Source organism: Pseudoalteromonas umbrosa, from assembly GCF_030125375.1.
Lineage (GTDB): Bacteria > Pseudomonadota > Gammaproteobacteria > Enterobacterales > Alteromonadaceae > Pseudoalteromonas > Pseudoalteromonas umbrosa.
In genome coordinates, this window is sequence record NZ_JASJUU010000007.1 from 169,684 (window position 1) to 193,328 (window position 23,645).

A 23,645-nucleotide genomic window follows, 5' to 3' on the forward strand; every position below is an offset into this window, starting at 1 on the left:
ATTGATATTCATACTAAACACATATAGATTTTTATGCAACATCTTTGAATAAATATTTTGGAGTATTATGTCAGTACCAGATTTTCTCGACATGTATAAAACGCTCATTGCGAAGCCATCAATCAGTGCCATTGATGAGTCTTTAGATCTGAGTAACAAAGCCGTTATCGATGTACTCGCTAACTGGTGTCGCGATCTCGAGTTTGAGGTGGAGATCACCGAGCTCACACATGCGCCGGGAAAATACAATTTATTAGCCCGAAGAGAGCCACTTAATAGTAGTAAAAATCATGGTGGGTTAATGCTCGCAGGCCACACAGATACAGTGCCTTTTGACGACGCCCGTTGGAATTCAAACCCGTTTGAATTGACAGAAAAAGACAATAAGTTATTTGGGCTTGGTAGCATTGATATGAAGGGCTTTTTTGCGTTTGTGATCACGGCGATATCGCAACTTGATCGCAAATATCAGAATGCGCCTTTAATGATCCTCGCCACAGCGGATGAGGAAACCACCATGGCAGGCGCGCAGCAAGTTGCCCAGCACACTTCCCTCAAGCCAAAATACTGTGTCATTGGTGAACCCACAGACATGGTGCCCGTGTTTACACACAAAGGTCATATGAGCAGCGCTATCCGTGTCACAGGACGATCAGGACATAGTTCAGATCCAGACAGAGGCCTCAATGCCATCGAAGTGATGCAACAAGTGATCTCAAGATTGTTACATTTAAAAGAAGAATTAAAGAATAAATATTCAATTGAGCACTTCGCTGTACCGCACCCAACTTTGAACCTAGGTCATATTCATGGTGGCGACAATGCCAATCGCATTTGCGGATGTTGCGAACTGCATATTGATATTCGGCCACTACCAGGTCTCAGTATCACTGAACTTGAACAGATGCTCTTAAATGCCATTCAGCCGATCAACGAGCAATTTCCCGGTTGTGTCGATGTCATTGCGCTTCACGACCCAATACCTGCATTTAGTGGCCGTACAGATTCAGGACTTGTGAGGTTAGCTGAAAAGCTCTCAAAACAAAAAGCCATTGCCGTGAATTACTGCACAGAAGCGCCCTTTTTACAGCAGTTAGGTTGTGAAACCATTGTCATGGGTCCAGGCTCAATAAATCAAGCCCACCAGCCGGACGAGCACTTAGATATGGATAAAATCACTCCAAGCCAGAATGTGATTTTAGATTTAATTAAAAAGTGTTGCTTTAATAACGAAAAAGCCAGCTAATCGCTGGCTCTTTACTTACTTTAATGTGACTTTTCGCTCATTGTAATAGGCAATCAAATCATCGATTGCCTGCTGGCAGTATTCTTTAATGCCAGATACCAGCATGTGCTTTTCACCAAAGCCAACTTTTTCACCATTACTTAATAGTTCAAAGCGCAGAATGATCTTGCCGCGTTTACCTTCATAACTAAACTCTGGCGTTGCAGCTTCCAGTGTTACCTCTTCAATGTCTAATGTATCCAAATGAATAGACATTGATTCATAGATCACCATAGGGCGCGCCGGATTGATCATCACCTCTTGCTGACCCATCAGCGGAATGATCACATGTGGGAAGGCTTTGCCAGAGAAGGCAACATAATTTTTAATTAGACTTTCTACAAGTTGAGTACACTGCTTGTTTTGGCCTGAGCGCTTCACAGACAACATGGTTTTTTCATTTGAAACAATATCAAACTCGTCACTACCTTCAGGAAACTCTAACACTGATGTCTCATCAACCATGCCAGCAAAGGTGAAGTGCATATTTTCACTCACACCATACTTATCAAGGACCAATGAAAACAGTAAGTCACCAGGAACACAAAATTTCTTTGCATCAATATCGTGCAAAGGGTTGAAGTCATCAGCCACCTGCTTTGCAAATTGACTGCCTTGTTCACGGTTGATCACGAGTTTATTGGTTTCTTGTTGGTAATAGGGTGTAAGCATAGTTAACTTCTTTCTTGCATGAAAATCGCGCTATATTAGCAGAAAATAAGCATAGAGAGGTCATATCTCTATGCTAAATGTTGTAACTTTTGATGTCGCTTGCATTTTTTATGTGTGCCATCAGAAAACAATGAATACATTCACAAACTGAACATAACAAAAGCGTGTCACTGCAAGACGAAGGACAATGCTAAAACTACAACAGCGCACTGAGAGGTTCTAACCCCCATAAAACTAAAATACCACTCGCTGCTAAAATAAATAAAACATATGCCCATAAACCATTTTTAATCGCAGGCGCATTATCTGATGACGCCATTTTTCCTGTCAGCAAAGTTCGCAACAATTTAATGCCTTTGATGCGGTACAGTAAAATGGCAATGATATGCACACCGATGCCAACCAATAAAATATCAATATTGGTCTTGTGAATACTCCCCGCAAGCTCCACCCAATCGTAGCTTACATAGCTCACTAGCGGCCCATCCATCAAAATGTCATCTGTGGTCATTAGCCCAGATATCAGCTGGACAAAAATAACCACAAAGAAAAACAGCACCATCATGCTGCCCGCAGGGTTGTGCCCAATGTGCGCGCGTTTACTTTTAAGTGCTTTAACGACCGCTTTTGGATGGTGAAATAATGCTTTTAGTTTGGCTGTATCGCTACCAAATACACCCCATGCAACTCGCGTGATCATCAATGCTAATAACACATATCCAGTCACAAAGTGCAGATCAAGCCAACCTTCTTCTCCCGATACATATAAAACAGCAATGCCAATGACGAGTAGCCAGTGAAACCCGCGAATAAATCCATCCCACACTTTGATCATAATTGCCCCTACTATTTTTGTGTGATTGTAAAGAGTACCTGAGGGCATAAACAAAAACGATGGTTTTGCGTTATAAAACGCAGAAATTTTGCGGCAGGACAAAAGGTAGGGGAATAAAGATTGCCATTGTGAATTGGGGCGCCGATTTGACGCCCAACTCAACTAATAGTTTATAAGCTCGCAGCAATGATCTGGCGGCTTTTATCCAGTGTAACAGCCTGTTGTTCACCCAGTGCCGTCATGCCATGACGCTCCAATTGATCCGTGATCTTATCTACCGCCTCTTCGTCAACACCATAATCACTTAAGCGTGTTTTCATATCAACGCGATGGAAAAACTGCTCTGTCATTTCAATAGCCGATGCGATTGCTTGCTCTTCATCTGAGATGTCCAGCCCTAAAACACGCTCTGCATATTGCAGTAGTTTCTCTCGTTTATGCTCTTTTTGCTCTAACATCATTCTTGGTAAAATAATTGCGAGCGTCTGTGCGTGATCTAAGCCGTAAACCGCGGTGATCTCATGCCCAATCATATGTGTTGCCCAATCCTGCGGTACGCCTGCACCAATAAGCCCATTGAGCGCCATAGTTGCCGACCACATCACATTCGCGCGCGTTTTATAATCCACGTCATCTGACAGCAACTTTGGACCCTCTTCCATCAATGTCATCAAGAGGCCCTCAGCGAATCGATCTTGTACCTTCGCATCAACAGGATATGTCAAGTATTGCTCCATGGTGTGAACAAATGCATCAACAACGCCATTGGTTAATTGTCTCGTTGGAAGCGTTTCCATCACTTTTGGATCAAGTACTGCAAACTTAGGTTGAACAAGTATTGAAGCAAACGGCAGTTTGTCATGTGTTTCGCTATTTGACACTACGCTAAAGCTGTTTGATTCTGACCCCGTTGCAGGTAAAGTTAATACCACACCAATTGGCAATGCAGATTTGACTTCTGCGCCTTTACTCAGGATATCCCATGGCTCGCCTTCAAAGTTGGCAGCCGCAGCGATGAATTTACTACCATCAATCACCGAACCGCCACCCACAGCAAGAATATAATTAAACTCTTCAGCCTTAATTTTTTCAACAGCTTGCATGCAAGTTTGATAAGTCGGATTAGGTTCAATACCAGCAAACTCACCCCAGTTAAATTCGCTTAAAGCGGCACTGACTTGTTCATAAATACCATTTTTATGGATGCTGCCCCCACCATAAACCACCAATACTTTTGCTTCACTCGGGATAGCCTTGGTTATTTCAGCTATCTGTCCTTCACCAAAAAAGATCTCAGTCGGGTTGTAAAAATTAAAGTTAAGCATAACTGCTCCTGCAATGACGGTATGTTATTTAATTCCAAGATAGTTTAATGGCATGCATAGCGAAGATCATTAATCAAAAAGCAATTCACTTTTTCTCAGTTGCAATAATGGAGTATTATTCACCCTCATATTTGCACAGGTGATACAAAGTATGTGGCAAGGGTTAGATATTTTTTTAGCAGTTGTTGAGCATGGTAGTTTTAGCAAAGCAGCAGATGCTTTGGATGTTTCCACCTCCCATGTGAGTCGTCAGATACAGCAGTTGGAGTCCAGATTGGGCACGGTACTACTGCAGCGTACGACTCGCAGTATAAAACTGACTGAAGAAGGACTTGCCTATGCAGCCAAATTGAAAGACATTCAACACGCATTAATAGATGCAAACAATGAGCTACAAGGCGTCCAGCACATCCCAAAAGGACCGATTAGAATCACGGGGGCAGGCGATTTCGTTGCAAACCGAGTTGCCCCTGTCATTGTTCAGTTTTGCCAACTTTATCCTGAGGTCGACGTGCATCTTGATTTCAATGCACGCAATGTCGATTTAATCGAAGATGGCTTTGATTTAGCAATTCGCTTTGGACGCCTGCAAGACTCCAGACTCATCGCCCGTAAGCTCAGTACACGCTACATGAAGTTATTAGCAAGCCCTGACTATTTGGCAACAGCGCCTCCTTTAAGATCTCCACAAGATTTGTCCCAACATAATTGCCTAATTGCGATTTCTAATCGCTGGCGATTCCTTGGCGATGAAGGCATAGATGAGATCAAAGTCTCAGGTAATTGGCGAAGTAACAACCCACAAGCGATCCTTCATGCTTGTCGTTCAGGTCTTGGGATCGCTCATCTAGCTGAAGATATTGCCGAGCAAAGTCTAGCAAGTGGCGAGCTCGTGTCATTACTTGACGAGCATCAGGTCAACGATAATGCCAGCTGGCTGGTTTATCCCCGAAAAGACTTAATGCCACTTCGTGTTCGGCTACTGATCGACTTTTTACTTGCAAACATAAAGTGATCTTTTCTATTGCGGTCATAGTAAATCTAACCTAACATTTAAATCGTGCACGATTAAATCACTGGAGATATAAATGCTTTACGAATTTACTGCCAATACCTTACAGGGCCAAGCCTATGACTTTTCGAATTTAAAAGGGAAAGTAGTACTTGTCGTGAATACGGCGAGCCAATGTGGTTTGACACCGCAATATGAAGGGCTTCAACAGCTTCATAAAGAACTGCACACTGAAGGGCTTGAGATCATCGGTTTCCCATGTAATCAATTTGGTAAACAAGAACCTGGCAGTGCATCAGAGATCCAACAAGGCTGCTTAATCAATTATGGTGTCGACTTTACTATGATGGAAAAAATTGAAGTCAACGGCGCTCGGGCACATCCGCTTTATCAATATCTCAAATCAGCACTGCCTGGGATATTAACCAACAACATCAAGTGGAACTTTACCAAGTTTTTAATTGGCAAAGATGGGCAACCTCTTAAACGTTATGCGCCCACCACGAAGCCTGAAAAAATTAAAGCAGATATCATCAATGCGCTTGGACACACGTCATGAGCGAAAAGCACCCTGAATTAAACTTAGATAATCAGCTTTGCTTTAGCTTATATGCAGCCTCAAGACATATTACACGCTTGTATCAGCCCATGCTGAAACAGCATAACTTAACCTACCCACAGTACATTGTGCTGCTGATCCTATGGCAAAAAGATGGCATGTTAATCAAAGACATTGGGGAGCGTGCGCAGCTCAAGAGCAATACGCTAACCCCTTTGTTAAAAAGGTTAGAGCAAAACGGATTAGTGACACGTCAAAGGGATAGTGAAGATGAAAGACAGTGTTATGTGTATTTGACTGAACAAGGTAAAAACTTAGAGAGTTTATGTGCTTGCATCCCCTCTCAAATGCTTAAGCAAACTGAGATGCCAATAGAAAAACTCATCGAGCTCAAGCAACTGCTTGACCAGCTGGTGGTCAAAGAAGTGCATGGTAAGTAAGACACTTACCATGCATCACAGTTAGCCGATTGTTGGATACTCCCGGTAAGCCTTTTCTAGCTTTTTAGCCTGTTTCTTTGACACGCCGATGTGGTTAAGCGCCACACGTAGACGTGCACGAGAGAGATCTGAGCCCAGTACTTCCATCGCATCCACCACAGATGTTGACGAAGTCTTACCGGTGATCGCGACAAAAATCGGCTCCAAGAATTCTTTGATCTTTAATTCATGGAACGTCGCAACACTTTTCGCAATCGCAAAGATCTCAGATTTATTCCAGCTACGAAGCTTTTCCAATTCCCAGATAAAGAACTGAAGTGCTTGAGTGATCACCGCATCATCTGCTTTACCAGCAGTTAATAGTGCAGGATCATAACTTGGTATGCCACCAACAAAGTGACCAGCAAGATCGACCAGATCTGATAACGTATTAATACGTGCTTTTGCTTCAGGCAATACTCGCGCCAACGTCTGCGCATTGAATTTCCAATCAACAAAACGCTGAATTAACTCTTCATCAGACAAGTTTTCACGGATCCATAAACCATTTAACCAGCTTAACTTATCAACATCGAATACCGGTCCACCAAGTGATACACGTTTCATATCAAAATGTTCGATCATTTCAGCCAATGTGAACTTTTCACGCTCATCTGGCATTGACCAGCCCATGCGGCCTAAGTAGTTAAGCACTGCTTCAGGTAAGAAGCCCATTTCTTTATAATAATTGATAGAAGTCGGGTTTTTACGCTTTGACAGCTTTGATTTATCTGGATTACGTAGCAGAGGCAAGTGACCTAATACAGGCGCTTCCCAGCCTAGATCTTCATACAGCTTTAACAGTTTAGGCGCAGAGTTGATCCACTCTTCACCACGGAAAATGTGGCTGATCTGCATGTGATGATCATCCACGACGTTCGCCATGAAGTAAGTTGGAAAACCATCCGCTTTCAACAGCACTTGCATGTCTACGTTTTCCCAAGGGATCTCAATCTCACCACGCAAGTAATCGTTAAACTTAAACGTGCCTTCCTCTGGAATGGTCATACGGATCACATAAGGTTTGCCTGCGTCTAAATTTGCTTGAATTTCTTCTTTGCTTAAACGTAAACCACGACCATCATATTTAGGACGAAGGCCTTCAGCCATTTGCTCTTCACGCATTTGGTCAAGCTCTTCTGCGGTAGCAAAACAGTAGAACGCTTTGCCTTCTTCCACTAACTGATGAGCAAACTTTTGATATAACTCTGTACGCTCTGACTGGCGGTATGGGCCAAACTCACCGCCAACGTCTGGGCCATGGTCCCAGTTAAGACCTAACCAACGTAAGCTATCCATAATAGCTTGTTCTGATTCAGGCGTGCTTCTTACCTGATCGGTATCTTCAATACGCAATACAAACTCACCACCTTGCTGTTTTGCAAAGCAGTAGTTAAACAGGGCGATATAAGCAGTACCTAAATGCGGATCACCTGTCGGAGAGGGCGCAACACGTGTACGGATTGTCATGATATGTCTCTTAAATTTGTTACTTAAAATAATAAATGAGATGCTAGCACAGCCTCAGCATAGGGAAAATAGCTAGCATCATTGACTGTGTGTTAAGCTGAACGCTCTAAACCCTGTAAATAGCTCACAATGTCACTGGATTCATAAAGCCAAGTTACTCGTCCTTGATCTTCAATTCTCAGACAAGGTACTTTGACCTTTCCGCCCTGTTCGAGTAACTCTTGGCGGTAAGCTGCATTGCTTTTTGCATCACGTGTTTCAAGCTTTAAGCCTTCACGTTTTGCAGCTCGTCTCACTTTCACGCAAAAAGGACAAGCCTTAAACTGATATAGTTTTAGGTTTTGCGTAATGGTGTCGAGTTGCTGCTGTGCTTGCGCCGAGCGTTTTTTACTTCTTGGTGTAAAAACAAAGTCGAATAATAAGATAAGACGGCCAAGCAACCAACGGATCAGTTTCATGAATATTCTCCCAGTCAAAATCGGCGCTAGAATACCATAAAGCTGCGCAACATACGCGCAAAAGTTCCTATAAAAGTATATTTCGTAACCGAAAGTTCAAACCAAATACGTCTGTATTTCTCTTTAGAGTGGATTAAAAAAGTTCAATGTCTGTTTCCGCTTTTGCTTGCCCAGCGATCCCTAATTCTTCAAAGTCCACAACCTGATCCCGGCCATGCTTCTTAGCGTAATAAAGTGCCAGATCAGCCTCGTGAACCAACTCAGAAACCTGAGCAATTTCTTCTAATACTGTGTAACCAATACTGATGGTGAGCTTTTTAACCTGAGGGAAGTTGAATGCTGAGATGACTTTGCGTACACGATTCAGTAGAGAGCCGGCTTCACTCCTGTCATGGGCTTGAAACAAGACAGCAAACTCTTCACCGCCATAACGAAAAACAAAATCTTCTGCACGGAAGTTATCTTTGAGCTGCTGTGCAACCAGCAATAACACTTCATCGCCAATCACATGACCAAAATTGTCATTTACAATTTTAAAGTGATCAATATCAAACAGTGCTAAGTACCATTTCCGAACTCCTTGCTGCTCCCGCTCAATAACAAACCCTTCACCCGTGGTGATCTCTATCACTTTGTCATCAAATGTTTGCCGATTTAAAAGTTGCGTTAGTGGATCTATGCGGCTCAGTGCGAGGGTGTTGAGTTGGTGATAGAACACGTTGATCAAATGCGCAATCAAATAACTGCGAGCCGTGGGCAGTTTCTCACCGATCCATAATAAACCCATAATGGCTTTGTTGCTTCTCAGTACGATACAAAGATGGTTATCACCAAATAGAATATGCTTGTGTTTAAGTGTCTCAGCCCGAGCTAATAAATACTCCAAATCTGGCGGTGTTTTAGAGGATGATAAAGCTAGAAGCTTTAATCGTTCTTTGTCAGATAAGCTTGGAGCGAGGTACATAGCCATGGGTATATCTGGAAGCAGCTCAGTAAGGATTGTCTGAATACGCTTATACAAGTCATTTTCACTTCGCATCTGCAACAAGCTAATCGCAAATTCATGTCCGCATGGCGATATATCCACACTGAAGCCTCCTAAAACCCTCACACAGTATAGCTTAGCCCCTCTTAGTTAGGTTGCAACGTGCTCGAGTAAGACAAGGTCATCTCTGTGAATAACCACATTTGCGCCTTGATAGCCCAGTACCTCGTTGATCTGTGCACTATGTAATCCTTTGATCTGCTCTAATTCTTGGCTGTCAAAGGCCACTAGCCCTTTAGCAATCACTTTGCCCTGAATGTTCTTAAGTTCTATCAAATCACCGCGTTGAAATTGTCCGCTCACATCTGTTATCCCCTTAGCCAACAAACTTGCCCCCTGTGAGCAAACCGCATTGATAGCACCCGCATCACAGATCAGCGCACCACTGCATCTTGGACCTGATAGCAACCATTTTTTTCGTCCATCTAACGGCGCGTTAAAACGAATAAACTTAGTGCTTTTTGCCAGACCCAAATGAATATTTACAATCACATTAGACTCACTGCCTTTAGCAATCACGGTTTCAATTCCCGCACGCTGCGCAATTTGAGCGGCTTGTAATTTAGTCGCCATGCCACCTGTGCCCAAAGAGCTACCTGCGCCACCAGCAAGTGCTATGATGTGCTCATCAATTTCTCCCACCGTTTCAATGAGCCGTGCATCTGGGTTTCGTCTTGGATCGGCTGTAAATAAACCCGACTGATCAGTGAGAAGTAAAAGCCTGTCTGCGTTGGCCAAAATAGCCACCATTGCAGATAAATTATCATTATCTCCTACTTTAATTTCGCTGGTTGCCACCGCGTCATTTTCATTAATAATTGGCACTACATCATGACTTAACAACTGCGTTAATGTGTCTCTAGCGTTTAAATACCGTGCACGATCTTCCACATCAGCTCGGGTCAGCAATAACTGTGCGACGGCCACATCAAAAATCGAAAACAAACTTTGCCACAAGTGAATTAATTGGCCCTGCCCAATTGCGGCTAACATTTGTTTTTCAGCAATTGAATTACCTACGTCCTTATGTAACGCAGCACGCCCAGCAGCAACAGCTCCACTGGAAACAAGAATGACCTGCCAGCCGGCCTTTCTTAGCTCGACACACTGACTCGCCAAATCAACTAACCGAGGTTTATTTAACAGTGTGCCTCCAGCTGTGAGCACACTAGTGCCCAGCTTAACAACAATGACTTTACTATTAGGCATCTACTTACATCCAAACTTCTCAAAACAGGTTATTTTTATAACATGCACATACTCAATTGAATACTAAACAAACAGACTAATGAAATTTATTTCAAGCCATCTATCATCATTACATGACACATTTCAAATAACTCGCGTGTGGATTATGATCAGTATCAATCTCTATTTAAGCAAACCAGATGTATACTGCTAATCGAGGAGGTGACTATGAAAAAGCCAAATTACAGAAAGGAGTTGATAATGCTTCCCCTACTTTTGATCAGTATCGCATTATGTATTGGGGGACATTTTATCTTGCAGCCGAACTACCAAAATAATCATTGGGCTGAGTATAGCCTCGCAGCATTACCATTTTTAATGTTTGCGATTGTGATCATTGCCATCAAAATAGCAATAAAAGCCGATAAAGAAGAGTAAGCCTTTCACGCCCTCATCACGTGTATGACTTGCTCTCTAGAAAATTAATTTTTTATACTTGATATCAAATCAAAAATATTACATTTATAGGATCTATAAAATATAACAACAAAGGCATTGCTGTGAAAAAACTACTCTTACTTTGCTTATGTCTAGTAAGCCACTGGAGTCAAGCGCAATTTACCGTGATCCACAATGTGAATGGCTACACCCCCAACCGCGCCGGTGAAATTATTCAATTTAGTACGCTCGTCATTAAAGATGGCAAAGTAGTAAAGACTGGCGATAAAGACACCATCAAGCAATACCCACAATCTACCACCATAGATGGTAAAGGCTTAACCATGTTACCTGGGCTTATTGATGCGCATGGCCATGTCATTGGCCTTGGTGACAATTTATCCCGCCTTAACCTTCGCAATGCAAAATCGGTATCAGAAGTTGGGGCTCAACTCAAAAACTATGCTAAGGAAAACCCTTCGGGATGGATTATTGGACGAGGCTGGGATCAAACTAAATGGACCCCAAGCCATTTCCCAACAGCAGCAGACTTAGATAAATATGTTGCAGATCGCCCCGTCGTATTAACCCGAGTAGACGGACATGCTATTTGGGTAAACTCACAAGCAATGAAACTGGCGAATATCAGCCAGCACACACAGTCTCCTGATGGTGGTGAGATCCTTCGTTTAGCCAATACACAACCTAGTGGTGTGTTTATCGATAAGGCAGAACAGCTTATCTTACAAAAAATCCCCAAACCCTCAAACGCTCAACTCAACAAAGCATTAGACAAAGCATCCGCGCACTTACTAAGTTTAGGGATCACATCAGTACATGATGCTGGTATTGATAAGGCCACATGGCAACTATATAAAACCAGATCACAACAACACACTATGCCGCTGAGAATTTATGCCATGCTCAGCGCATCTGACCCTCATCTAGAAGAGATGCTCAAAGCGGGCATAGTCAAAGAGCAAACTGATTATCTAACCATACGCAGTGTAAAAATATATGCGGATGGCGCGCTAGGTAGCCGTGGCGCAGCCCTATTGAAAGATTATAAAGACAGACCTGGACATAAAGGGTTAATGCTGGAGAATCAACCTGCTTTGGAATCACTAATACGATTAAGTGTAAAACATGGCTTCAGTGCTCATACGCATGCCATTGGAGATCGTGCAAATCGCATCGTCTTGGACAGCTATCAAAACGTATTTAAAGACACCGGCGGTAAGCTACTTAGAAACCGTATCGAGCACGCCCAAATAGTTGATGTTACAGATATTGCTCGTTTCAAACAGTTAAAAATTATTCCATCCATGCAACCTGTGCATGCAACCTCAGATATGCACATGGCACAAAAGCGCCTAAGAGAGTCTCAACTTGAAGGGGCTTATGCATGGCAAACTTTCCTTAAGCAAGGGATTAAAGTTGCGGCAGGATCTGATTTCCCTGTCGAACTTGCAAATCCATTTGACGGTCTGTATGCCGCTGTAACGCGAATGGATAAGTCACTGCATCCAAAAGGGGGGTGGCGAACAGCTGAGCGCCTGAGTAAACAACAAGCATTGCAAGCATTTACCCTAGATGCGGCTTATGCTGCCTTTCAAGAGTTCAAGCTAGGAAGTTTAGAACACGGTAAATGGGCAGACTTTATTCTCATTGATCGTGATTACTTTGAGGTCAATAACGAACAGTTATTCAACATACAAGTTGAGCAAACATGGATCGCAGGAAAACTAAAGTACAAACGACATTAATCTTCTGATTTCGCCAGCTTAAACAAGTGATAAATATTGACCAATGCCAGTAATCCGTTGGTCAATACAACTGGCCATGCGCTTATCATCGTGCCATAAATGGTAAAGCAAATACAGCCAGCTAGGTTAAACCAGCGCAATTTGGTTACGTTGGTCATCATAAGAGAAACAACTAAAAAGACAGAAGCTAGGTAGCCTAAATATTCCCAAGTCATTTGTTCTCTCCTCTTAGTTAGGTTAGCATTAACAGTTAAAACGATATTCAAGCATTTTTAAGGATAATTACAGGATTCAATGAAGCCTAAATTGCGCATATGCGCCTTAATTTTATACACACTTACTCAGTAAATCATTTGAATTATGAACAGTTTAGTTCACACTCATAGTGCAGAGTAATTAATTCTCTTAGTTAAGGATAAGCGAGAATAAAGTCTTAAAAGAAGCCACATGTATAGCTTTGAATAATTCAGTTCATGCTATCTTTATACTAATTTAATAAATAGGACAATTGTCCGAGAGCTAACCAGATGTTCCAATATCACTTTTCAACCACTTTGGTTGAGCAATTACTCAGTTTTGCGGGTAATAGTTTTCAACACAGGAAAAAAGAAATCTTAATCCATCAAGATGAACCGCTTAGTAAATTGATCCTGGTCAGAAGTGGTACTGTTTCTTTTAGTTACGATGTAGGTAATGGAAGGCGATTATTACTTGGACAGCTTGATTGTAACAATACTTTGATTGGCGAAATAGAAGCGCTTAACAACCAACCATGCATCTATACTGTAACCTGTTTAAGTGATGTCCAGTACAACTTAATTGAGCTTAAACACTGGCGACAACTATTATTAGAGCAGCCAGAGCTAAGTTTATATACAGCTCAGACTATTGCTGCAAAATTTACCGAGAACCAAAAAATAAATCTTGATAAGTTGCTACTACCCTTAAGTTACAATATCGCTAAAGATTGTTTGTTAAGAGCTGAAGATAAGCACTCAACGTTACTTCGTGCATATTCAACTGTCAGTGCAGAAGCGGAAAGATTTGCCACAACTGAACGAGCTTACCGACGTGTCGTTAGTGAGCTTGTCCAAAAAGGTCTAATCGAAAGAACAAATGCAGGTTTGAAACCTGTTGATTTGAGCGCTTTAAACGATTTTGTGGACAGTTTCTCTCAACTCTAATTTAGTTATATTATTATTTTATTAACATTGTGACGTTCAGATCCCAATTCTAGATCAGTGTGTTATTATTAAACGTGAATTTTTGGATAAAGTTAGGCCTGTTCACTTGACGAACATTTAATGTACGCTTATTCTCTAATTCACTAATTTGCATGCAGGGCAAGGCTGTCTTACATCTGCACTTAATTGGTTAAAACTCTCAGTTTACTTGTATTTAAAGGAAAAGGTAAAAATCATGGGAAATAAAAATTTAAAGCTAACTAAACTTGCCCTCGCATTGGGTTTAACAGTTGGTTTAACAGGTTGTTTCAGCGATAATGATAACGATGTTACAATCACTCCGCCAGATCCAGGTGGCGAGCAGACAGTTGTTGTTCCACCAACTGCAGTTGAGTTAGCTGACGGTGGTTTCGTTGTTACAGTTACTGATTCTCTAGGCGCTCCATTACCAGACGGCACGTCGGTTGAAGTTGTGTTTAACTCTTCAGTTGATGGCTTACAAACAGCTTCTGGTACAGCTATTGCGGTAACAGATACAGCCAATGACCCTTATAACACGAACACCAATGGTTCGTTCTCATACACTGTGGATGGTATTGCAGCAGACACAACTAAAACTTTTTCGTTTACAGTTCAATCAGCTGATTTCCTATCAAATACAGCTGAAGTTAGCATTGGCTCAGGTGAAACTCTAACTGAAGTCGTTCGTCTAACTGCTCGCAACTTCACAAGTACTGATATCCCAGTTGTCGCAGAAACGAAAGCACTAGCTGAGTTAAATGCTGATGTTGCTGTTGAATACAGCCCAACTGGTGGCCTTGACCTTGGTGATGCAACTGAAATCACACTTCCAGTGAATGTAGGTACAGAGCAGGCAGAAAAAGCCGTAGGTGGCGCGGAAGTAATACTTCCTAACGGTACTGAGTTCGTCCAAGCAAATGGTGAACCTCTACAATCAGCACCATCACTAACAGTTGCATACTTCGCAAACGAAGCAACTGCAGTTGAAGGTGGAGCTGACAGTGCTGCGACTGACCAAACGTCTTCATTAGATGCATTCCCTGGTGGTTTAAACCTAGCAGTTGCAGATGGCGGTGAGTCAGTTGAAGGTAACTTCACTACCGGTGGTTTTGTTGCTATCGAACTAGTAAACGAACAAGGCGAGAAAGTAAAGTCTTTCGGTGAAGGCAAGTCAATAAAAGTGGCTATGAAGGTTGACAAAACTACACGTACGCCATGTCCTACTATCCAGCAAGACGGCGAAAGTGTTGCTGATGCAGCTAACAGAGGCTTCACAGAAGCTGGTGTATGTAAAGATTCAGCACTAGTAAACGAGCCTACACTAGTTCAAGTTGGTCAAATTTTCCCAGTATGGAGCTACGAAGAGTCAAATGGTCAGTGGACATTTGAAAGCTTCGGTGTAGTTGCAGACGACGGCAATGCAGACAGCACAACTTACAACGTAGAAGTAGAAGTTGACCACTTATCATACTGGAACCTTGACTTCTTCGCACAGCGCGGTTGTAATGTTTCTTCATTCAACATTGTTGATAGCGATGGTGAACCTAGCTCACGCTTCACATCAGTTCAGCTATTAACAAATAGTTATAGATTTGATGCGCAGCCTTGGAACCGTGCTGCACTGAACCGTGCTACATTCCGTAACCCACCTAGTTTCGATGTAGAAGTACGTGTACTTGAAAACAATGTAAACGTACTTGATGGCGTTCAAGGTGATACAGGTCCTGCTGTTGACAACACAGCTTCTGTATACTCTGGTGCACTTTGTGGCTTAAATGGTCTAACACTACAACTTACGCCAACAGAAAATGTTGAAGTTGTAACTAAGCCGGTATCTACATTTGCAGTATGTAGCAACAACGATGATGTTGACCAAGGTGCAGACCCAGTACTAAGCCCAACTACAGTTCAGTTATACCGCGGTGAAGTTTTAGCGAATAACTTACAAGACAGCTACTATGGTAGTGAGTTCAACATTGATGTTGAGTCAGGTGTAGAATATACATTCAGATTCTTCAATACCTTCACTAACACGTGGGAAACTCAAGTGGCGACTGGTAACACTGACGCACTATCACTTAACATGCTTACCCAGTGTGATACTCAAACAGTTACTGGTGTAACTGGTGGTAACTAATTTTACTTAGTAAACTGAAACTTAAAGCCGCGATTTATCGCGGCTTTTTTACATTTATTAATTCCTAAAATAACGTGATACTTAAAATTTGTTTTGGCAAGTGCAATGCTATCGATAGCTAATTGCGCTTAGAATGGTGGTCACTTACCTTTCAATGAGCCACTATAAACTATGGCCAAACGAGCCAAGGTTATCGATATACCAAACATTAATCCTAATCGTATTCATAGTTATTAATCTGCTCTGGTTTCATTTAGAAACATAGTCGCCCATATTACTCTCCGGGTGCATTTAAATGGGTTACGAAAAACAAATGTACGATCAAGCTTGAGATCCCCCCTTAACTCAAAGCAAACTGTCACCTGCTTAGTAAACTGAAATAGTTCGTAAGTAAAGCTTCTATCAATATAAAAGTGTAATTTTCGCTACTCAAAAAGTGAGCTAACAGAAACACAGGCTGTGCAGGATCAAAGATATTGAATCTAGCGTGCCTGTACCAAAAATACGTCGTAAACATTGCGTTGCTCAAAGTACACCTTACAAGTGGCTTCTAAATATGGTGGGATAGAGGCCCTGACGCTTAGCATTTAAAAAGAGCAGGAAGATGAAAGTCGTAAGTTCAAAGACATGTTTGCGACTCTCAGTTTAAAACACTCTATACTCGATGAAATACACCTCAAAAAAGCTGTAAAAGCAAGTATACGCAGCATGAGCAGAGCACGGTTTGAGGTAAACGTAGCATTTGCTTGTGACGTAGCGGGTTTAGGTCGAAGCGTTTATTACCATAAATGCAAGCGACCACCGGATGATGATGTGCTTTATGCTTTGTTAGCGCTTGTCGAGCGGCACCCTGGTGGGGCATATCAAGCTGCTTAAACGACTTAGGCATCAAGGGCAACGTATGGAATAAAAAGCGCGTTGAGCGAGCGTATAGCATGCTTAAACTTAACCTTAGACGAAATCATACCAACACGCACACTGGAGCCGTTAAGCGCACCTAACAAACACAATGACTCGAGGTCGATGGATTTTATAAACGACGGACACCGCTTTAGAACACTGAATTTGCTGGATAATTACAATCGCCAAGCATTAGCAATTGAGAACGATACAAGCCTGACCGCTGAACTAGTTATTAGAGTGTTGGAACGGGTTATTGCATGGCGCGGAAAACCAAAACAAATTCGAGTGAATAATGGTCCTGAATTTACATCGAGTGCTATGGAAAATTGGGCTACTGAAAAGTGCATAAAACTTGAGTTTATTAAACCAAGAAGCCCATATCAGAACGGTTTTGCTGAGCGATTTAATCGCAGCTATCGAGAAGAAGCATTGGATTTATATCTGCTTGAGTTACTTCAGCAGGTTTGTGACATTACAGATGAATGATTAAATATTTATAATTATGAACTGCCTCCGGTGTCCCTGACGATCAAACTTCAATGGGCTATCTGTTGTCAGCATAACTCCATTAATAAAGCCCGACTCAAACTGGAACAGTTACACAACAAATTATACTCCTTGCTGATTTACAAGCCCCGGCAAACACGCTGTGTATACACAACGCATTAACCAAAGCCTATAGTTCAAGATATAATCATGGTCTTATGCCTATTTATACGTGATATAGGCATCTCGTAACCTAGGCAGGTTGCTATTAATATAATCTACTGAGCTTCTGCCTCTATTAAGGAAGGTCTCATTTATACTAACTGGTAACCTAGGCTGATATGCTTGTTGATATACCAAGTTGTTATGACTTTCACCAATTCGGGTACCTACTTGGTGACGCCAACTACTATTACCTTTAACCTGACCAAATTTAGTTACATTCATATTTTTACGTTTAGATAATGGAATACTCACTGCAACCCCTGCAACTTGGGCATTAGTATCTTCGCCAAATAATGCTATATAGCTATCTCCGAACCAAAACCTAGTTTCTACTTTAAACCCACTGTCTTTACGCCAAAATTTACCGCCTGTAATATGAATACTGACATCTCTTTCAGCCCAGTAATATTGATAGTCTATTGTATGAAAATCTCGATTTGAGTCGTAATCTTGATAATCAAAATAACCATAAGTATTTGTAAATTTATGACTTCCATTAGGACTTACCCATGCAGTCTCGTTAATGATACCAGTGTATTTATGAAACTCTCTGAAAAAGCCAACCTTAGTCTGGTTATAAAACCCCCAAGGAAGCTGATATGTCTGATAGAAAAACGCATTTCTTACACCATTATCTTCTGATAAATCGTCAAATATCTTTTTTTCTTTAAAATCATCACTTTCCGATACAAGTGTTTGAGCTGAAACATTGAATCCTGCACCTTTCCAAAGCGGAAGATTAACATCAGCTTTTATTGCCAGTGAATAATCTAAAACACCAAACTCTGTAGCATGTGTAGAGTTCACTTCTGGGCTCAGTGTTACTCTCGGCTTTAAGAATCGTTGATTAGAACTCTCCAATCCAACCCAAGTTATCCCTCTAGGCTGCTGCATGCCACCAACCTTAACATACACACCGGGGTCCACATTTTCTTTGATAAACTGTTCATAAAGAGCTACATCACCAGACAGTGAAACCATAGAAATACCATGGTTTTGTAACTCTAAAATAAACTTAGCAGATGTACCTGAAAAGACCTCAGCTACGCGACCAGCCGCCAGACCTAACGCGTCAATTTCGTTATTATTAAAGCTCGCATTTTCTAAAGAAACCATAATCAAAGGTTGCGCCGTAAAGCCTACTCTTACTGATTCAAAACCATCTTCAATTAAAATATCTCTTAGTGCACGAGCTAGTTTATTTAATTCAGTTCTATCCAGCGAAGAAACATGGCTAGCTTTAATACTTGCAAGTTCTGTTTGGTTACTTTGGAGAACAGTCGTTTTTTTAAGAGGTTCTGGGCGGCTACTTTTATTAGAATTATTGGCATACACTGGTGCTGCTTTGACACCAGCAGAGACCGGTTGATACTTGGTATAGAGGGATGTTTTAAAGTTTACCCCCCAATAGGTATCATTTGCTGCAAAGTCACTGCTAGAGTAAAATCGGCTAGTGAGTGTAAGCTCACCGATGTCGTATAGCCACTCTTTTGGCACCACCACTCGAGCAGCTGCATTGACAGCTTCAGCATCATATTCTACTTGCAGTGCAAACCAATCTAACGGCATCCATTCAATCCCGCCAAAAGCACCATTGAGTAAACCAGTTTCATGATCGCTTTTTGCAATACCTGCGGAAAATCTAAAATCAGCCCACTCTTTAGAGGCAACCGCAAAATGCGTCTTATATCTGTTTGCAGCGCCGCCAATATCCTTACTCCCAACCGCGATAGTAAACCAATCCTTTGGAATAAAGGGGATTTGATACTTAAGATTGAATGATAAGTCTCTTATTTGCTTTTCTGCATATATAACCGGATCAAACATATTATCATGCATCGTATGAGCCGCGATTAAGCCACTTACCTCTAAGCCATCAAAAACCCCTGCCGAAAAAATGATATTATGTCCATCAACATATTCATTTCCCGAGTAGTCAAGCATATTGTTATAGCCAATATCAACACTACCTGATTCAAGAGCTTCAGTATTAGTAGTATTTATTAAACCAGTAAATCCAGTAAAATTACGATAAGTTTTAAGTGGTTCATCGGCAAAACTAGGCGTTGCAATGGCGACTAAGCCAGGTGCAAGCAAAGGGAATAATTTAGACATAAATCCTAAGTCCAAGCGGTTGTTATTTGATCCAAATGATGGAAAACAATATAACATTGAATTCGGCTAGCTGAAAGGTAGAGTTATATCCAAATGAACTTTGTTTATGGTGTAATTAACCCACAATACTGTTTATTTACCATTTTATTTAATTCACGGTGAAAGTGGCATAACCCATGCGGTATTAACATGTTTTACTAAAATATTGAGCTAAGGAAAAAGAACATCTTACATTGCTAGATATTGAGATAGCATACATATTTTACGAACAGGGGGGTCATACCTAACCGATAATGAGTCGAGCCCCTCTCATAAAGCGGAGCAAACCAGCCTATAACGACTGGCTTTATTCATTTACTATTACTTAAAACTTACTACCTTTCTATCATCCAATGACTCTGAAGGGGATATCTTTGCATTCCAAACCAAGTCACAAATACCGTCCGTTGGATTAAAACCAGTAGGTGCATCGAGAAGAAGCTGTCGTATTGTCTCGTGCTCAAAGTTATGACAAGCAATATCAAGCGCTTCTAAGAAAACGTTCAACTCAGCAAGAGGCAACATCACTTCTTTTGCTGTCATTATACGCTCATGAGTTGTATTCTCGACATTGTCACCAATTAAAAGCTCTTCATAAAGCTTTTCACCAGGTCGTAGTCCTGTACACTTTATCTCAATATCTCCATGAGGATTAGAATCACTTTTAACTTCTAATCCAGAAAGGTGAACCATTTTTGTAGCTAAATCTTTAATCTTTACTGATTCACCCATATCAAGTACAAACACATCCCCACCTTTGCCCATAGCTCCAGCTTGAATCACCAGCTGAGCAGCTTCGGGAATAGTCATGAAAAAACGTGTGATATCTGGGTGTGTTAACGTAATTGGGCCGCCTTCTTTAATCTGTCTTCTAAATAATGGCACTACTGAACCAGAAGAGCCTAAAACATTACCAAAGCGGACCATACAAAAACGTGTTCTATGCTTGCCCTTATCTTTATTCTGAGCCAAGCCTTGTAAGCATAGCTCAGCTAAGCGTTTTGTTGTGCCCATTACATTTGTTGGGCGAACGGCTTTATCAGTACTAACTAATACAAAGGTCTCAACTTTGGCATTTATGGCAGCTTTTGCCGCATAGTAAGTACCGAATACATTATTACGAATCCCCTCAACAACATTGTGCTCAACAAGAGGTACGTGTTTATATGCCGCAGCGTGATAAACTGTTTGAACCCCAAATGCCATCATACACGTTTCTAAACGATTAATATGTTGCACCGAGCCCATTATAGGTATTAATTCAATCTTTAAATTTTGATTCTTAAGCAACTCACTTAATTCTTTTTCTATAGAATAAAGTGCAAACTCACTTAGTTCAAAAAGCACAAGTTTACTAGGCTCTTGTTTAATTATTTGTCGGCATAACTCTGAGCCTATAGACCCGCCAGCTCCGGTAACCATGACGGATTTACCTTTAATATTGGCGTCTAGTAGGTCTTGCTTGGGTGCAACAGGATCTCGGCCCAATAAATCCTCTATCTCAACATCTTTGATTTCATCAAGCGTTGCTCTGCCTTCCAGTACATCAACCATACCAGGTATCGTCATTACCTCTAGCGGCAAGTTCTCTAGTTGCGCTAGAATCTCCTTACGCCTTGCTCTGCTCTCACTAGGCATTGCAAGCAATACTTTTTTCACTTTTTTGCGCTCAATTAAATTAAAGATGCCACTAAAAGCAATAATTGGTATACCCTGTAAAATTGCACCTTGCTTTAACTTATCATCATCAATAAACGCACTGACAAAGTATTCATCTCCAGCACCAATTGCAGGTGCTAGTTGTCGCCCTGCAGAACCCGCTCCATAAATAACGACCGGAGTTTTATTAACCGTAGCTAAGCGCCCGACCATTGCACGGACCATAATTCGAGAGCCACCTACCGATAAAATTAAGAGCCAAGCATAAATAACAGGCATAGTGCGAGGTATTGAAACTTGTGTAAAAAATGACGCGATAACCAACGCGACAGTGCTCATAACAGTACCAATTAAGATTGCACCAATGGCATGTGCACCAACATATCTTAAAACTGCTCGGTAAAGACCCAAATTAATAAATGCAAACAAACTTACCGGCAGTACTAGCAGCAAAATAAGCCAGTTTTTTACATCGAAAAAAGGCGATAAACTATCAAGCCTAACGATTAGGGCTAACCAAAAAGCACTAAATATAAAAACAGAATCAATAAAAAGAGTAAATAAGCGCTTTTTTGTACGAGATGTATTGAGAAGAGAACGGAACCAACTATCCACTGTAAATCCTTGAACTGAAAAATTTCAATCGCATAGACAAGCAACTTAACTATAGCACACAAATATACACAAAAAATAAACAACTGTCATTTCTAAATGAATTAAGTACAAATCAGTGTAAAGCTTATCCAACAATAAATGATATTTATCAAATTAAACAATAATGTACGAAGGCGTAGGCAAAGCCTACGCTTGCAAAATTTTCGTAGAGTAAACGCCTAGGGCTTATTAACCCTATCACCAGTCCCCTTGCCAGCAACCGTCATAAAAATATACTTAAAATAGTTCCCAATCGTGATTGAGTCGATCATTTCTTTGTCTGTTTTCGCTAATAACTCAGGTGTCGACATATCAATTTCATTAACTTGTGCAAGACCAGTAATCCCCGGCCTAACGGCAAAAACATTTTTCTGTTCTCGAGCAGTCGTTAACTCTTTTTGATTAAATAAGCCTGGTCGCGGTCCAACTAAACTCATTTCGCCTTTCAACACATTCCATAGTTGAGGTAGCTCATCTAATTTACTTTTACGTAAAAAACCGCCTAGTGGCGTAATAGATGCACTGCTTGCCAAGTGACTTGCGACAGATGCTGTATCTACCTTCATAGTTCTAAACTTTATCAGCGTAAAAGGCTTTTTATTTTTCCCCACCCTTTGCTGCCTAAAGAGGGGAGAACCTGTGTCAAAAACACCTAGTACACAGATCACAATCAATACAGGAAGAGTAACTATAAGCCCAACCAGAGCTAGAATAAAGTCAAGTAGTCGAATCATCTTAAAGCCATTAATTTTTAGTAAAAGTTTTTTCAAAACCTTGAGTAACTGAAAGTGGTGGTTTCCACTCAAGTACATTCTTGGTCTTATTTATATCCAGCCGTAATGAACCAATTAGTTTATCAATCGCTTGCGTTTTACCCAGTAATTTTCCAAGAACCTTGAAGCAAAACGCTGGTACCGGAAAAGAAAAAGGTCTTTTACCTTGCGCAGCAGCCATTATAGAAACCAATTGTGACGTAGATAAGTCATGATCATCACTGACCAAAAAAGATTGATTATTTGCGCCAGGGTGAATAACACACGTCCGAATCAAATCTGCAAGGTTATATACAGAAACAAAGCTTCTTCTATTGTCCTTTATCGCTGAAAAAGGCAACGGTCTCCCTTTATTAATATGCCCAGCCAGTGCAGCAAAGTTTGCTTTCATTTCTTCACCATAAACGAGCGGAGACCTTATTATGGTGTATGAAATACCAGCTTTTCGTGCAATTTCCTGTAACTCTAATTCAGCTTGTAACTTTGTAGACAATGTATTTGTCAATTGATTCACAGGTAGAACATCAGAATCAGGGGTGATAGATGTTACACTACTACTGAACAAATTTGCAGAGCTAAGAAAAATAATTTTACCAACACCTTTTTCTATCGCATTTGAAAAAACTGCGCGAGAGAATTCTACGTTTATTTTAAATGCATCTTCATCAGAGTACTTAGCATGCGCGGCACCTGCTAGATGAATTAGAGTATGATAATGACCGTTTGGAAAGTCTGAACTAAAGAAATCATCATAAGTATAAAAGTTCGACTGCTCACTTTTTTCTCTTGATATCACAGAGACATCCAAGCTATTACTTTGCAAATGTTTGTAAAGATGGCGACCTATAAAGCCACTTCCGCCTGTAACTAATATACTCAAAAAAGCTCTCCAAAAAATCAAAGTCGACGTGGTAGAA

At 41.1% G+C, this 23,645-nt stretch carries 22 protein-coding genes; 10 read left to right on the plus strand and 12 right to left on the minus strand.

The genetic code is table 11. The annotated features are described in order from the left end of the window. Positions 1–67: 67 nt before the first annotated feature. Positions 68–1,246 carry an acetylornithine deacetylase gene (gene argE, locus QNM16_RS20310; RefSeq protein WP_284022122.1) on the plus strand — a complete coding sequence of 393 codons (1,179 nt, stop codon included), beginning with the start codon at positions 68–70 and terminating at the stop codon, positions 1,244–1,246. A gap of 15 nt (positions 1,247–1,261) precedes the next feature. Here the strand turns inward: argE and QNM16_RS20315 are convergent, their stop codons facing one another. The 3 genes from QNM16_RS20315 to QNM16_RS20325 form a co-directional block, all read right to left on the minus strand. After that, on the minus strand, positions 1,262–1,957 hold the full coding sequence (locus tag QNM16_RS20315) for a DUF3581 family protein (RefSeq protein WP_284022123.1): 696 nt from the start codon (positions 1,955–1,957) through the stop codon (positions 1,262–1,264). A gap of 196 nt (positions 1,958–2,153) precedes the next feature. Beyond that, complete coding sequence (locus QNM16_RS20320; protein WP_284022124.1) at positions 2,154–2,792, minus strand: cytochrome b/b6 domain-containing protein; 639 nt, start codon at positions 2,790–2,792, stop codon at positions 2,154–2,156. A 170-nt stretch (positions 2,793–2,962) separates the two neighbouring features. Then, entirely contained in the window at positions 2,963–4,117 is a 1,155-nt protein-coding gene (locus QNM16_RS20325) for an iron-containing alcohol dehydrogenase (RefSeq protein ID WP_284022125.1), read from the minus strand. A gap of 151 nt (positions 4,118–4,268) precedes the next feature. On the opposite strand from QNM16_RS20325, the gene QNM16_RS20330 reads away from it, so the two are divergent. The 3 genes from QNM16_RS20330 to QNM16_RS20340 all read left to right on the plus strand — a co-directional run bounded on the left by QNM16_RS20330 (position 4,269) and on the right by QNM16_RS20340 (position 6,128). Then, entirely contained in the window at positions 4,269–5,132 is an 864-nt protein-coding gene (locus tag QNM16_RS20330) for a LysR family transcriptional regulator (protein ID WP_284022126.1), read from the plus strand. A 73-nt stretch (positions 5,133–5,205) separates the two neighbouring features. Further along, positions 5,206–5,688: a glutathione peroxidase gene (locus tag QNM16_RS20335; protein WP_284022127.1), complete on the plus strand. Its 483-nt coding sequence runs from the start codon at positions 5,206–5,208 to the stop codon at positions 5,686–5,688. After that, a complete protein-coding gene (locus QNM16_RS20340) occupies positions 5,685–6,128 on the plus strand; it encodes a MarR family winged helix-turn-helix transcriptional regulator (RefSeq protein WP_284022128.1) in 444 nt (147 codons plus the stop codon). Before QNM16_RS20335 ends, QNM16_RS20340 begins: the two co-directional genes overlap by 4 nt. A gap of 21 nt (positions 6,129–6,149) precedes the next feature. Here QNM16_RS20340 and gltX read toward each other — a convergent pair whose 3' ends face one another. The 4 genes from gltX to proB form a co-directional block, all read right to left on the minus strand. Further along, a complete protein-coding gene (gene gltX / locus QNM16_RS20345; RefSeq protein WP_039608265.1) occupies positions 6,150–7,637 on the minus strand; it encodes a glutamate--tRNA ligase in 1,488 nt (495 codons plus the stop codon). A 92-nt stretch (positions 7,638–7,729) separates the two neighbouring features. Then, positions 7,730–8,095: a glutaredoxin family protein gene (locus QNM16_RS20350; RefSeq protein WP_284022129.1), complete on the minus strand. Its 366-nt coding sequence runs from the start codon at positions 8,093–8,095 to the stop codon at positions 7,730–7,732. Between the two features lie 133 nt (positions 8,096–8,228). Next, positions 8,229–9,182 carry a GGDEF domain-containing protein gene (locus tag QNM16_RS20355; RefSeq protein ID WP_284022130.1) on the minus strand — a complete coding sequence of 318 codons (954 nt, stop codon included), beginning with the start codon at positions 9,180–9,182 and terminating at the stop codon, positions 8,229–8,231. A 48-nt stretch (positions 9,183–9,230) separates the two neighbouring features. Then, positions 9,231–10,349 carry a glutamate 5-kinase gene (gene proB / locus QNM16_RS20360; protein ID WP_284022131.1) on the minus strand — a complete coding sequence of 373 codons (1,119 nt, stop codon included), beginning with the start codon at positions 10,347–10,349 and terminating at the stop codon, positions 9,231–9,233. A 207-nt stretch (positions 10,350–10,556) separates the two neighbouring features. Between proB and QNM16_RS20365 the strand changes: the two genes are divergently transcribed. Beyond that, the gene (locus QNM16_RS20365; protein WP_284022132.1) at positions 10,557–10,766 is read left to right on the plus strand and encodes a hypothetical protein; all 210 of its coding nucleotides are present in this window, start codon (positions 10,557–10,559) and stop codon (positions 10,764–10,766) included. Positions 10,767–10,888: 122 nt separating this feature from the next. After that, positions 10,889–12,532, plus strand: a complete 1,644-nt coding sequence (locus tag QNM16_RS20370; protein ID WP_417710343.1) for an amidohydrolase — start codon at positions 10,889–10,891, stop codon at positions 12,530–12,532. On the opposite strand, the gene QNM16_RS20375 is transcribed toward QNM16_RS20370, so the two are convergent. Continuing rightward, positions 12,529–12,747, minus strand: a complete 219-nt coding sequence (locus QNM16_RS20375; RefSeq protein ID WP_284022133.1) for a YgjV family protein — start codon at positions 12,745–12,747, stop codon at positions 12,529–12,531. The genes QNM16_RS20370 and QNM16_RS20375 overlap by 4 nt on opposite strands. 312 nt (positions 12,748–13,059) lie before the next feature. Between QNM16_RS20375 and QNM16_RS20380 the strand changes: the two genes are divergently transcribed. The 4 genes from QNM16_RS20380 (at position 13,060) to QNM16_RS20395 (ending at position 17,263) form a co-directional block, all read left to right on the plus strand. Continuing rightward, a complete protein-coding gene (locus QNM16_RS20380) occupies positions 13,060–13,716 on the plus strand; it encodes a Crp/Fnr family transcriptional regulator (protein WP_284022134.1) in 657 nt (218 codons plus the stop codon). Positions 13,717–13,951: 235 nt separating this feature from the next. Beyond that, positions 13,952–15,874 (plus strand): hypothetical protein, encoded by a 1,923-nt coding sequence (locus tag QNM16_RS20385; protein ID WP_284022135.1) that lies wholly within the window; start codon positions 13,952–13,954, stop codon positions 15,872–15,874. Between the two features lie 708 nt (positions 15,875–16,582). After that, positions 16,583–16,750: a hypothetical protein gene (locus tag QNM16_RS20390; RefSeq protein WP_284022136.1), complete on the plus strand. Its 168-nt coding sequence runs from the start codon at positions 16,583–16,585 to the stop codon at positions 16,748–16,750. 42 nt (positions 16,751–16,792) lie between these two features. After that, positions 16,793–17,263 carry a DDE-type integrase/transposase/recombinase gene (locus QNM16_RS20395; protein WP_284022137.1) on the plus strand — a complete coding sequence of 157 codons (471 nt, stop codon included), beginning with the start codon at positions 16,793–16,795 and terminating at the stop codon, positions 17,261–17,263. Positions 17,264–17,485: 222 nt separating this feature from the next. On the opposite strand, the gene QNM16_RS20400 is transcribed toward QNM16_RS20395, so the two are convergent. The 4 genes from QNM16_RS20400 to QNM16_RS20415 all read right to left on the minus strand — a co-directional run bounded on the left by QNM16_RS20400 (position 17,486) and on the right by QNM16_RS20415 (position 23,608). Continuing rightward, positions 17,486–19,603, minus strand: a complete 2,118-nt coding sequence (locus QNM16_RS20400; protein WP_284022138.1) for a YjbH domain-containing protein — start codon at positions 19,601–19,603, stop codon at positions 17,486–17,488. Positions 19,604–19,963: 360 nt separating this feature from the next. Continuing rightward, complete coding sequence (locus tag QNM16_RS20405; RefSeq protein ID WP_284022139.1) at positions 19,964–21,916, minus strand: polysaccharide biosynthesis protein; 1,953 nt, start codon at positions 21,914–21,916, stop codon at positions 19,964–19,966. Positions 21,917–22,134: 218 nt separating this feature from the next. Then, the gene (locus QNM16_RS20410) at positions 22,135–22,689 is read right to left on the minus strand and encodes a sugar transferase (RefSeq protein ID WP_284022140.1); all 555 of its coding nucleotides are present in this window, start codon (positions 22,687–22,689) and stop codon (positions 22,135–22,137) included. A 10-nt stretch (positions 22,690–22,699) separates the two neighbouring features. Then, positions 22,700–23,608, minus strand: a complete 909-nt coding sequence (locus QNM16_RS20415; RefSeq protein WP_284022141.1) for an NAD-dependent epimerase/dehydratase family protein — start codon at positions 23,606–23,608, stop codon at positions 22,700–22,702. Positions 23,609–23,645: the final 37 nt, after the last annotated feature.

Bases quoted from the DNA above. Each gene is read 5' to 3' on its own strand.
- argE (WP_284022122.1), top strand. From the start codon at position 68: ATGTCAGTACCAGATTTTCTCGACATGTATAAAACGCTCATTGCGAAG.
- QNM16_RS20315 (WP_284022123.1), bottom strand. From the start codon at position 1,957: ATGCTTACACCCTATTACCAACAAGAAACCAATAAACTCGTGATCAAC.
- QNM16_RS20320 (WP_284022124.1), bottom strand. From the start codon at position 2,792: ATGATCAAAGTGTGGGATGGATTTATTCGCGGGTTTCACTGGCTACTC.
- QNM16_RS20325 (WP_284022125.1), bottom strand. From the start codon at position 4,117: ATGCTTAACTTTAATTTTTACAACCCGACTGAGATCTTTTTTGGTGAA.
- QNM16_RS20330 (WP_284022126.1), top strand. From the start codon at position 4,269: ATGTGGCAAGGGTTAGATATTTTTTTAGCAGTTGTTGAGCATGGTAGT.
- QNM16_RS20335 (WP_284022127.1), top strand. From the start codon at position 5,206: ATGCTTTACGAATTTACTGCCAATACCTTACAGGGCCAAGCCTATGAC.
- QNM16_RS20340 (WP_284022128.1), top strand. From the start codon at position 5,685: ATGAGCGAAAAGCACCCTGAATTAAACTTAGATAATCAGCTTTGCTTT.
- gltX (WP_039608265.1), bottom strand. From the start codon at position 7,637: ATGACAATCCGTACACGTGTTGCGCCCTCTCCGACAGGTGATCCGCAT.
- QNM16_RS20350 (WP_284022129.1), bottom strand. From the start codon at position 8,095: ATGAAACTGATCCGTTGGTTGCTTGGCCGTCTTATCTTATTATTCGAC.
- proB (WP_284022131.1), bottom strand. From the start codon at position 10,349: ATGCCTAATAGTAAAGTCATTGTTGTTAAGCTGGGCACTAGTGTGCTC.
- QNM16_RS20365 (WP_284022132.1), top strand. From the start codon at position 10,557: ATGAAAAAGCCAAATTACAGAAAGGAGTTGATAATGCTTCCCCTACTT.
- QNM16_RS20375 (WP_284022133.1), bottom strand. From the start codon at position 12,747: ATGACTTGGGAATATTTAGGCTACCTAGCTTCTGTCTTTTTAGTTGTT.
- QNM16_RS20380 (WP_284022134.1), top strand. From the start codon at position 13,060: ATGTTCCAATATCACTTTTCAACCACTTTGGTTGAGCAATTACTCAGT.
- QNM16_RS20385 (WP_284022135.1), top strand. From the start codon at position 13,952: ATGGGAAATAAAAATTTAAAGCTAACTAAACTTGCCCTCGCATTGGGT.
- QNM16_RS20390 (WP_284022136.1), top strand. From the start codon at position 16,583: ATGAGCAGAGCACGGTTTGAGGTAAACGTAGCATTTGCTTGTGACGTA.
- QNM16_RS20400 (WP_284022138.1), bottom strand. From the start codon at position 19,603: ATGTCTAAATTATTCCCTTTGCTTGCACCTGGCTTAGTCGCCATTGCA.
- QNM16_RS20410 (WP_284022140.1), bottom strand. From the start codon at position 22,689: ATGATTCGACTACTTGACTTTATTCTAGCTCTGGTTGGGCTTATAGTT.